This is a genomic window from Streptomyces sp. ActVer (assembly GCF_027270795.1).
GTDB classification, from domain to species: Bacteria; Actinomycetota; Actinomycetes; order Streptomycetales; family Streptomycetaceae; genus Streptomyces; species Streptomyces umbrinus_A.
In genome coordinates this window covers 1-10795 of the sequence record NZ_JAPWHT010000356.1, presented here as the reverse complement: position 1 = coordinate 10795, position 10795 = coordinate 1, and the positions used below count along the sequence as shown (strand labels likewise).

At 69.6% G+C, this 10795-nt stretch carries 8 protein-coding genes; 1 reads left to right on the top strand and 7 read right to left on the bottom strand.

Annotation, left to right across the window (positions count from 1 at the left end; all coding sequences use genetic code 11):
• From O3Q52_RS39080 to O3Q52_RS39060, 5 genes are all read right to left on the bottom strand, one after another.
• The coding region (locus O3Q52_RS39080) for an endo-beta-N-acetylglucosaminidase (RefSeq protein ID WP_269653333.1) at window positions 1-1585 on the bottom strand (1585 nt) is incomplete at its 3' end.
• Between the two features lie 36 nt (window positions 1586-1621).
• On the bottom strand, window positions 1622-2860 hold the full coding sequence (locus O3Q52_RS39075; RefSeq protein WP_269653332.1) for a glycosyl hydrolase: 1239 nt from the start codon (window positions 2858-2860) through the stop codon (window positions 1622-1624).
• A 100-nt stretch (window positions 2861-2960) separates the two neighbouring features.
• A complete protein-coding gene (locus O3Q52_RS39070; protein WP_269653335.1) occupies window positions 2961-3866 on the bottom strand; it encodes a carbohydrate ABC transporter permease in 906 nt (301 codons plus the stop codon).
• Between the two features lie 2 nt (window positions 3867-3868).
• Window positions 3869-4801 (bottom strand): carbohydrate ABC transporter permease, encoded by a 933-nt coding sequence (locus tag O3Q52_RS39065; protein ID WP_269653331.1) that lies wholly within the window; start codon window positions 4799-4801, stop codon window positions 3869-3871.
• 5 nt (window positions 4802-4806) lie between these two features.
• A complete protein-coding gene (locus tag O3Q52_RS39060) occupies window positions 4807-6090 on the bottom strand; it encodes an ABC transporter substrate-binding protein (protein ID WP_269653334.1) in 1284 nt (427 codons plus the stop codon).
• A 259-nt stretch (window positions 6091-6349) separates the two neighbouring features.
• Between O3Q52_RS39060 and O3Q52_RS39055 the strand changes: the two genes are divergently transcribed.
• Window positions 6350-7468, top strand: a complete 1119-nt coding sequence (locus O3Q52_RS39055; RefSeq protein ID WP_269653330.1) for a LacI family DNA-binding transcriptional regulator — start codon at window positions 6350-6352, stop codon at window positions 7466-7468.
• A 147-nt stretch (window positions 7469-7615) separates the two neighbouring features.
• Here the strand turns inward: O3Q52_RS39055 and O3Q52_RS39050 are convergent, their stop codons facing one another.
• On the bottom strand, window positions 7616-9196 hold the full coding sequence (locus O3Q52_RS39050; protein WP_269653329.1) for an alpha-L-fucosidase: 1581 nt from the start codon (window positions 9194-9196) through the stop codon (window positions 7616-7618).
• A 58-nt stretch (window positions 9197-9254) separates the two neighbouring features.
• Window positions 9255-10795 (bottom strand): family 20 glycosylhydrolase (locus O3Q52_RS39045; protein ID WP_269653328.1); only part of this gene is annotated, 1541 nt, incomplete at its 5' end.

The following is a 10795-nucleotide window of genomic DNA, read 5'->3' as shown; positions in this document are numbered from 1 at the left end:
CCGGGAAGTACGTGTACGCGTACGGCTGGCCCGCGCCCGACGGTTCGGCGGTGGCGACGGCCAGCTCGACCGTCACGCTCCCCGAGTCGGCACGGAGGGTCAGCTCGACGACCGTGTCCTCGCCGATGGGGAGCCTGGTCGCGTACAGGTCGAGGGTCGCGGGGGCATCTAGGGCTCCGGCGACCAGGACGCTGCTGCCGCCGCGCCAGGCGTCGGCGAAGTCGAAGGTGACGGCGGGGCGCGCGCCGGTCGTGCGCACGACCCAGCGCCGGGACGGCAGCCGGTCCTGGAGGCCGAGGTGGTTCCAGGCGGCGGTCGACGTGACCTTGCCGTCCTCGTACCAGCGCAGTCCGTGCCCGGTGTTGAAGGTGCTCGCGAAGGGGACCGAGGTCACCGTCGAGCGGTCGGCGACGGAGACGGCGGGGGCCCGCCAGGTGTCGGTGGCGTCGGGCTTCGCCGGATCGAGCGAGCGTCCGGTCCAGAACCGGTCGTCGGCGGCGTGGAAGTCGCCAGGGGTGCGCCCGGCGGGCAGGTGGTTGCGGGTCCACTCGGGCCGGTAGAAACCCACCGAGACGACGTGCGCGGAGCTGCTGGGCACCATCGCGTTCCAGTTGACGGAGGAGTTCCAGCCGTTGGACTCCACGTCGACGCCCGCCCACAACTCGTAGCGGCTGCGGCCGAGTTGCTGGGCCGTCGTGCCCGAGGAGGCCAGACTGCTCGACGACCAGCGGAAGTCGACGAACATGGAGTCGGCGGTCTGGAAGAACACCCTGTTCTGGTTGTTGAGCGCGCCCTGCCAGCTCACCGAGCCGCTCACGGTCATGGAGTCGTACCAGGTGACGCGCTGCCCCTTCGCCGCGCTGAGCGTCTTGAGCTCGGTGAGGAAGCCGAGCATGTCGGTGGCGAGGGCGGCGTTCCCGCCACTGGTCTCGGCGTTGACGAACCAGCCGTCGAACCCGTACGCCTCGGCGACCGCGACGAGCTGGGCGGCCAGCGGATAGTGCCCGGCCGCGTCCTTCTGCACCAGGTCGCGGGTCCACTGCAGCTGCCCGCCGTACGCGACGGGCGGCAGGAAGATGTTGCCGAGAACGGGCACGCCGTGCCGGTGGGCGGCGTCCACGATCGGCGCGTTCGGGGCCAGGATCAGGCCCTCGCCGGAGGAGCCGCCCCAGAAGACCAGTTCGTCGACGTACGACCAGTGGGTGAGGGCGTAGTAGTCGGCGTTGGCCGCGCCCTGCGAGGGGTTGCTCGCCGTCGGGCCGAAGGAGACCAGGGACTGGATACGGGCCTGGCCCGAGCGGGCCGTGGTGTTCGCCGGGGTCGGGGTGAAGCGGGCGGCGAGCGGCACGGACGCCGCGTTGAACGCCAGGTCGGTGTCGTCGGCGGCGCGCCAGGCCTTCAGGCTGCGCCAGGTGATGCCGGCGCCCGGGGAGCCCGAGGGGAAGGAGTCCGGGTACCAGTAGGACGCGTAGGGCTGGAGTGCCGCGGCGGCCTTCGCCTCGGCTGTGGCGGGTGCGGCCGGGAGCAGGGCTGCCGCGGCTCCGGTGCCGGCGGCGAGCAGGACGGTGCGTCTGGTGGGGTTCACGAGCAAGTGCCTCCTTGTGGGAGTTCTTGTGGGGGACTACGGAACCTGATCGGGAGTGACGACTTCGGTGATGCCACGGGCGGCGAGGTGTTCCTCGTCGTCCGCGCGTGAGGCGAGCACGGTGGCCGGGCGGGCGCCGTCGGCGGTGAGCCGGAAGAACGCCTCGAAGACGGGTCCGCCGGGCGCGCAGAGCGAGCGGTCGGCAGGGTTGTCGGGGACGACGAGCGCGGTGGTGCGGGTCTTGGGGGCGTAGGTGTGCTCGCGCGCCGAGCCGGCCATGCGCGCGAGCGCCCGTGCACTGTCCTTGGGGCGGCGGTCGTTGGTCAACAGGCCCAGCCCGTATTCGAGTTCGGGGAAGTCGGCGAGATCGCGGGACACGTCGTGGGAGCACCACCAGGTGATGCCCCACAGGTCGGTGCAGTCGAGCGCGTTCGCGACGGTCGCCTCGGTGAAGGCGGCGGCGTGTTCGGCGGGGACCAGCGGCGCCGGTGCGCCGACCTCCTGGAGCCAGACCGGGCGGGACGGGTCGTCGGCCCAGGCCTTGGACAGTTCGATCAGATAGGCGGCATGGTGTTCGGTCGCGACTCCGGTACGTCCGTGCCGCTGGGCCGTGCCGTTGAAGACCCACGAGTGGACGGCGGTCACCGCGCCGCGCCGGGCGGCCTGGGCCGGGGTGAACGGCATGTCGTCCTGGTACCAGGCCGCGTCGTACTCCGCGTGCAGATGCAGTTTGCCCGGCGCGCCCTTCTCGCAGGCGGTGAGCATCCGCTCCAGCCAGGCGTCGATCTGCGCGGGCTGCGCCCGGTCGGGGTCCGGATGAGGGCCCGCCGAGAACTGGTTGACCTCGTTGCCGACGGTCATGCCGATGAAGTTGGGCCGATCGGCGAGGGCCGCCGCGAGGGTCCGCAGGTACTCCGCCTGCCCCTCGACCACCTCGGGGTCGGTGAAGAGGCTGCGCCGGTGCCAGGTCTGCGTCCACGCGGGCAGGAAGTCGAAGCTGGACAAGTGCCCTTGCAGACCGTCGACGTTGACGTCGAGGCCGCGCTCGGCGGCCGCGTCCGCGAGGTCGACGAGCTGCTCGACGGCCCGCGGGCGGATCAGCGAACGGTTCGGCTGGAAGTAGGGCCAGATCGGGAAGACCCGGATGTGGTCCAGGCCGAGTGCGGCGATGGAGTCGAGGTCGGCCCGTACGGAGTCGAGGTCGAAGTCCAGCCAGTGGTGGAACCACCCTTCACTCGGGGTGTAGTTGACGCCGAAGCGCACGACAGAAGGCATGCAGGAGTCCTGGTTCTGGGGTGCGTACGTGGGGGTGTGGTGCCTTGCGGGCGGGCGAGCCCGTGGTGGTGTGGGCGGGTGAGCCCGTGGCTGGCGGGGCTCAGCCCTTGACCGCGCCTTCGCCGACACCGCGGAAGAAGTACCGCTGGAGGCAGGCGAAGAGGGCGATCAGCGGTGCCACGGCGATGATCGTGCCCGCGGCGACGAGCCGTTCGTCGTTGGCGAAGGTGCCGTGAAGGTAGTTGAGGCCGATGGTCAGGGTGAACTTGTCCGGGTCGCTGAGCACGATGAGCGGCCACAGGAAGTCGTCCCAGGCGCCCATGAAGGCGAAGATCGCGACGACGGCGAGGGTGCCCTTCACCGAGGGCAGGGCGATCCGCAGGAACCGCTGCCAGACGTTCGCCCCGTCCACGTAGGCCGCCTCCTCGATCTCGTAGGGGAGGTTGAGGAACGCGTTGCGCATCAGCAGGACGTTCATCGCGCCGATGCAGCCGGGCAGGACGACCCCGATGAGCGTGTTGTTCAGACCGAGCTCACGCATCGTCGTGAACTGGGCGATGATGATGCCCTCCACGGGCACGAGCATCGCGAGGATGAACACGAGCGTGGTCACCTTGCGGCCTCGGTAGCGCAGCCGGGCGAGCGCGTAGCCCGCGAGCGCCGAACCGACGCAGTTCGTCACGACGTTGGCCGTCGCGACCTTCAGCGAGTTGAACGCGTAGTCCCATACGGGGATGGTCTCGGCGACCCGCTCGTAGTTGTGCAGGGTCGGGTCGCCGGGGAGGAACTTGGGCGGCGAGCTGAAGATGTCCTCGGTCGGGCCCTTCAGCGAGGTGGACAGCTGCCACACGAACGGCCCGACGGTGAGCGCGAGGACGGCGATCAACAGCAGGTAGCGCAGGGCGAGTTCCCACACCCGGACGCTCCGGCCGTGCTCGTCGGTGACGCGCTTGCGGCGGGGCGCCGCCTCGGCGACGGCCGGTTCCTCACGCACCTTCTCGGCGATGCTCACGCGTCCTCCTTCCGGTCGGCGCGCAGCACGAGCAGCATCAGCGCGACGGTGACGACGAAGACGACGACCGAGATGGCGGAGGCGTAGCCGACCCGGCCGGTCAGGCCGGTGCCGGTGCGCTGCACGAGCATCACGAGCGTGGTGTCCTCGCCCGCGGGGCCGCCGTCCGGGCCGGCCATCAGGTAGACCTCGGAGAACACCTTGAAGGCGGCGACCGAGGAGAGCGCGCCGACCAGCACCATGGTGGAGCGGACGGCGGGCACGGTGACCGTGAGGAAGCGGCGGATCGCGCCCGCGCCGTCCACCGACGCGGCCTCGTGCAGCTCGCGCGGCACGTTGGCGAGCGCGGCCAGATAAATGATCATGTAGTAGCCGAGGCCCTTCCAGACCGTGACGGCCATGGCGCTCAGCAGGAGCAGCCACTGGTCGCTGAGGAAGCCGACCCTGCCGACACCGATCGTCTCCAACAGCGAGTTCACCAGGCCGCGTTCGTCGAGCAGCCACACCCAGATGAGTCCCACCACGACGATGGACGCGACGACCGGCGTGTAGAAGGCCGACCGGAAGAAGGCGATGCCGGGGATGTTCTTCTGGACCAGGAGCGCGAGCAGCAGGGGCAGCAGCACGAGCGCGGGGACCACCCCGAGGACGTACAGCGTGCTGTTGCGCAGGCCGATCCAGAACATCTCGTCGTGCAGCAGCTCCCGGAAGTTGGCCAGGCCCACGAACTCGCCGGGGATCAGGGTCCGGCGGTCGGTGAAGGCGTTGACCAGCGTCGAGACGAAGGGGTACAGGATGAAGATGCCGATGACCAGCAGTCCCGGGGCGGCGAACAGCCAGGGACTGGTGGGCAGTTGGCGCCGCACCCGCGTGGCTCCGGCACGGTGAGGGGCGGTGCCGGAGGAAGCGGTACTGGAAGAACTCGCCATGTCGGTCAGCCCTGCTGCTTGAGCAGCCGGTCGCACGCCCTGACAGCGTTGTCGAGCGCTTCCTGGGGGCTCACCTTGCCCTGCAGCGCCTTGGCCACGGAGTTCCGCAGCTCGGTCTTCATCTGCTCGCTGAACAGGACCGGCGTGTAATTGACCGCGTTCTTCAGGGACTTGGCGGCGGCGATCCGGACGCGGGTCTCGTCCGTGCCGTCCTCCTCGGTGAAGTACGGGTCGTCCAGCGAACCGGCGGTGCTCGGGAAGATCGCGACCTTCTTGGCGAACGACATCTGGTTCTGCGCGTCGGTGACGTAGTGCGCGAAGGCCACCGCGGCGGGCGTCCGCTTGGTCTGGGCGTTGACCATCACACCCATCACGTACATGTTGACCTTGCCGGTGCTGGTGATCTGGTCGGTGATGCCGATGTTCTTGTAGAGGTTCGGCGCCTGCTTCTTGAAGTTGCCGAGGTCCAGGGCGCTGCCCGGGTTCATGGCGACGGCCTCGGTCAGGAACTTCTTGCCGGACGACTCGGGGGTCGCGGTCAGCGCCTGCGAGTCGAGCGCCTTGGCGTCGTACAACTCCTTGTACTTGGTGAGGAGTTCGACCCCCTTGGCGTCGTTGAACGCGAAGGCGGTGCCCTCCTTGTTCATCAGCTCTACGCCGTAGCGGCCGAAGTCCTCGATGGTGGGCACGTTCGCGAGGGTGGCGACCTTGCCGTCGCTCTTGTCGGCCAGCTCCAGGGCGTCGTCGAAGAGTTCGTCGTACGTCTTCGGCGGCTTCGAGGCGTCCAGGCCGGCCTCCTTGAACAGCGACTTGTTGTAGAAGAGCGGGCCGGTGTTCAGATACCAGGGGAAGGCGTACGTGCCCTGCATGCCCGGTATCTCGTGGCTCGCCCAGGCGCCCGGCAGGTACTCCTTCTTGTACTTCGCGGCGGACTTGTCGAGGTCGAGCGCGAGGCCCGCCTTGGCGAGCGGGGCGACGAGGTCCGGCGAGACGTTCACGACGTCGGGCAGGGTGCCACCTGCCGCGTCCGCGCTGATCTTGTCGGCGTAGCCCTCGGCGGGCTGGTCGACCCACTTCACCTTCGTGCCGGGGTACTTCTTCTCGAAGTCGGCGATCAGGCCCTCGAAGTACGGCTTGAAGTTGGCCCTCAGGTTCCAGGTCTGGAAGGTGATGTCGCCTTCGACCTTGCCGGAGGCGTCCGTGGAACCGCCCTCGTCACCTCCTGAGCCGCAGGCGCTGAGCGGCAGGGCTAGGGCGACGACAGCGGCGGCGAGTGCTCTGCGAGGCATGCGCACGGTGACCGGGCTCCTTTGCGACGGTGTGGGTCGGAGGTGACGGGCAGACCTTGCATCCATCCCGGCGGGGAAGTCAATGGATTCCGCCTTGCTAAATTCATTAGCTGGACATCAGCCCAGGTCATGAGCTTGGAGATCGCCTCTTGCAACCGATCACTAATGCGCTTTAGAGTGAGCTGACTCAAGCGCATTAGTGCGGAGCCCCATTGAGCAGGGCTTCATTGAGCACGGCTTCATGAAATGGGGAGCAAGGTTGCCAGCCAAGCGGTCTCCCGCGCGCCGGCCGACGATGAAGGACATCGCGCAGCGTGCCGGGGTCTCCGAGAGCGCGGTCTCCTTCGCGCTCAACGACCGGCCGGGGGTCTCCGAGATCACCCGCGACCGGGTGCGCCGGGTCGCCGAGCAACTGGGCTGGCGGCCCAGCACTGCGGCGCGCCAGCTGTCGGGCGAGGGCGCGGCGACGGTCGGTCTCGTCCTGGCCAGGCCCGCGGACACCCTGGGCGTGGACTCGTTCTTCCTGCAGCTCATCTCCGGCATCCAGGAGGTCCTGGCCGAGCGTCATCTCGGCCTGCTCTTCCAGGTGGTCGAGGACGTCGACGACGAGTGCGCGGTGTACCGGCGCTGGTGGGCGGGGCACCGCGTGGACGGGGTGCTGGTCGTCGACCCCCGGACTGACGACGCGCGCCCGGACCTGCTGGACGAACTTGGGCTGCCCGCGGTGGTCATCGGCGGGGCGCCGGACGCGCGGCACCCGGGTCTTTCCACCGTCTGGGCGGACGACGCGGGCGCGATGGCCGCCGTCGTGGACGAGCTGTCCGCGCTCGGGCACCGCCGGATCGTGCACATCGCGGGCCTGCCCGGCCTCGCGCACACCGGGCGCCGGATCCGTACGCTGCGCGCCGAGGCCGATCGGCGCGGGCTCGCCGAGGTGCGCTCGGTGACCACGGACTACTCGGACGCGGAGGGCGCCGCCGTCACGCGCCGGGTCCTGCAAGGCGGTGTTCTGGAGGGCGGCGCCCTGGAAGGTGGCGTGTCGGAGAGCCGCGTTGTGGAGAGCGGTTCGCGGCCGACCGCGCTGATCTACGACAACGACGTGATGGCCGTCGCCGGAGTCGCCGCGGCGACGGAACTGGGCTTCTCCGTGCCGGGTGACGTCTCGGTCGTCGCCTGGGAGGACTCGGCGCTGTGCCGCATGGTCAAGCCGTGGCTGTCGGCGCTCTCCCGCGACACGGTGGAGTTCGGCCGGACGGCCGCGAAGGAGCTGACCTCGCTGCTGGACGGGGGGCCGGCGCGGGCGGTGCGGGTACCGGTGCAGCGGTTGATCTCTCGGGAGAGCACGGGGCCCTGCGGCGCGGGGCCCCGCGGGGCTTGAGCGGGAGGGTGTTGGGGGTGGTCGTCGCTGTGCGGCGCCCACCCCCTGATTGGTGGGCGGGGGGGGCGTGTGTTGCGTCTGCGGGTTCGTTGTGGCTGGGCGCGCAGTTCCCCGCGCCCCTGAAGCGCCCGGAGTGGCCCCGTGCTTTCAGGTTCGGGAGCGGTGCAGCTCGAACCTGGCCAGGTGTGGCGTCTGGCGTGAGCTCGTTACCCGTACGCGCCATCGGCGGGCCCGTACGGGGGTCGGCAGGAGCAGGATGCGGCTCGCGCCGAGCGTGCCGGCCTCGGCGACTCGCGTCCAGGCACCGCCGGACTGGGCCTCGACCACGAAGCCCTCCACCTGTTGCCCGTGCCGGATGTCCTCGGCGAGGCGGATGCGGTTCACCTCGCGGGCGCGGCCGAGGTCGACCGTGATCGTGCCCGGGGAGGTGGTGACCCGGGCTCCGTGGGCCAGGTCCTCCGGCAGTTCGCGGTCGATTCGTTCGCGGAACTCCCGCAGGCGGGTGACGTCGGCGGCCGGGAGGTGGCCCTGTTTGTCCGGGGGCACGTTGAGCAGGAGTACCGAGTTGCGGCCCACCGAGCCGAAGTAGATGTCCGTCAACTGCTGTACGGACTTGGGCTGTTGGTCGGCGTGGTAGAACCAGCCGTCCCGGATGGAGACGTCGGCCTCGGCCGGCCACCACTGGAGGTGGTCGGCCACGGGCTGCGCGGTGACCAGGGCGTCCCGGCCGCCCATGTCGGGCGCGTCGTACGAGAGCGCGAAGTCCATGCGCCCGTTGTCCTTCTCCTGGACGGGGACGACGCTCCACTCGTTCTCGCGGGCGAACCCGCCTTCGTTGCCGACCCAGCGCACGTCGGGTCCGGACACGGCGACCGTGGCGTCCGGCACGAGGGTCCGGATCAGCGTGTACCAGCTGTCCCAGTCGTACTTCTCGACCTTGTCCGGCGGAATACGGCCCTGGGCGCCGTCGAACCAGACCTCGTCGACGGGCCCGTACTCGGTGAGGACCTCGTAGAGCTGGTCGAGCATATGGGCGCCGTAGTCGGTGGCCGGGAGCGTGAAGGTGGGCCCGTCCGGGCGGTCGTCACCCGGGACCCGGGTGGGGATGGTGCGCTCCGAGCGGGCGCTGCCGTTGGCGTACACGCCGTGCAGGTACTGGTTCTCGTCGGCCGGTGAGATGTAGACGCCGACCTTGAGGCCGTGGCGCCGCATCGAGTCGGCGAACGTGCGCAGGACATCACCCTGGCCGCCCTGCCAACTGCTCGACGCCACCGAGTGGTTGGTGTAGCGGGACTGGTAGAGCACGAAGCCGTCATGGTGCTTGACGGTGAGGATGGCGAGCTTGAAGCCGCCGTCACGCAGTGCTCGGGCCCACTGGTCGGTGTCGAGGCCGACCGGCTGGAAGACGTCGGGGTCCTCGTCCCCGGTGCCCCATTCGAGGCCGGTGAAGGTGTTCACGCCGAAGTGCAGGAAGGCGGTGCGTTCGAGAGCCTGCCAGGCGATCTGCCGTTCCGTGGGCCGGACTTGGGAGGCCTTGCGGACCAGTTCCTCCGGGGTGTCGTCGGGGCTCACGGGGATCCGGTACCACGGTTCGTCGGCCGAGGCGGAGGCAGAGGCACCGGCCGTGGATGCGGAGGCTGAGGCGGAGGACGCGAGGGCCAGGGACGTACCGCTGGACGCAACGAAAGCGGCGGCGGCCGTGACGAAGAGACGTCTGGAGACTGCCATGCGGGTCGGACTCCTCAGGTCAGCGGGTCAACGGGGTTACGGGCTACGGCTCTGCGGGTCATCCGGCGGTCAACTGCCATACGGCGGGCGACTGTTGGTCCGGCGGGTACTGCACGAGCCGACCGTCGTCGGTCACGTGCACGGCCATCTGCGTGATCGCGTTGACGAGCCGGTAGCCGTCCTGCGCGGGCGCCAACTGCCAGCGCTGCAGGGTGTTCGCGGGGTCGCAGGTCTGCCGGGACACCTCGACACCGGGCTGGGGCGGCACGTTGAGGGTGAGCTTGCCGCCGCGCACTTCGAGGCAGCCGTTCGCGGTCTTCAAGGTCACGTAGCCGTCCGGGGTGCGCTTCACCTCGGCCGTCACGGACGCGTTCCCCGCACGGAAGGTGTACGTCCCGTCCGCGACCGGCACGCGGGTGAGGTCCCGCCATCCGGGCGCGTGGCCCACGGCCGCCGCACGAGCGGTGAACTGCGCGTAGGTGGAGTCCGGGTGGGGGCTGCCCCAGGTGGCCTGGGCGACGTGACGCAGGGCCGGGTCGGTGTCTTCCGCGACCTCGTTCTCGGTTTCGCCGCGCCCGTTGTCGGGCCAGAGACTGATCTTCGCCCCGGTGATGCCCTCGCGCGAGGCGAGCTTCTCGCCCTCGAAGCTGCGCGGGTCCCAACTCTGGTCGTACAGACCCTTGGTGTCCGAGTGGAAGCCGCCGCGTACGAGATAGAGGGCGTAGGCCGCGTTCATCAACGGGTAGCCCTGGGCCCGGAGTTGGCTGGGCTTCGTCGCCACGTTCAGCCAGTGCTCGACCGTCGTCCCGGCCGTGACGGGCACCGTGTTGGCGCCGGTGAGCCCGTCGTTCCAGACGCGCAGCTTCTTGCCCTTGTCCGCCGCGTAGGCGTGGACACGGTTGACGAAGTCGATGAACGCGTCCTGCGGGGTGGCGTTCGCGCCGTACTTCGCCCGGGCGTACTCCAGGACCTGCGGGTACTTGGCGAAGTCCGAGCCGAGCATGTACTCGTCGGCGCCCATGTGCCACGATCCGGCCTTGAAGACCTCCGCGTACTCGTCCATCAGGCTCGTGTAGTAGGCGAAGGCCTCAGGACGCGTGATGTCGAGCCGGGACGGCTGCTTGTTGCCGTCGGAGTCGGTGAGCTGGAGATCCGGGCGGTTCTCTATCCAAGGGTCCATGTGCCCTGGGGAGTTGATCTCCGGAATGATCGTGACGTGGTACTTCTCGCCGAGGGCGACGAGGCGTCGTATCTCGTCCTTGGTGTAGTAGCCCCAGGTGTTGGCCTCGGGGTGCGCGTCGCTCTTCACCTTCAGTTCGAGCAGCAGCTGGTTGAGCTTGTTGTACGCCATGTCGCGTACGAGGTTCTCCAGCCAGGCCGTCGTGATGTGGATGTAGCAGGCGCAGACGCCGACGCCGCGCTCCTCGTACTGCGGTACGTCGACGGTGCGTCCGGCGGGCAACCGGTCGCCCTGGGCCAGGAGTTGGAGGATGGTCCGGGTGCCGTAGAAGGCGCCGGTCTCGGTGGCACCCGTCACCGACAGGCGTTTGCCCGCGCGGAGTTCGTACCCCTCCTTGCCGAGCGCGGCCCTGGTCGGCG

Coding starts and splice junctions, on each gene's coding strand:
- O3Q52_RS39060 (WP_269653334.1), bottom strand. CDS start 6,090: ATGCCTCGCAGAGCACTCGCCGCCGCTGTCGTCGCCCTAGCCCTGCCG.
- O3Q52_RS39075 (WP_269653332.1), bottom strand. CDS start 2,860: ATGCCTTCTGTCGTGCGCTTCGGCGTCAACTACACCCCGAGTGAAGGG.
- O3Q52_RS39065 (WP_269653331.1), bottom strand. CDS start 4,801: ATGGCGAGTTCTTCCAGTACCGCTTCCTCCGGCACCGCCCCTCACCGT.
- O3Q52_RS39050 (WP_269653329.1), bottom strand. CDS start 9,196: ATGGCAGTCTCCAGACGTCTCTTCGTCACGGCCGCCGCCGCTTTCGTT.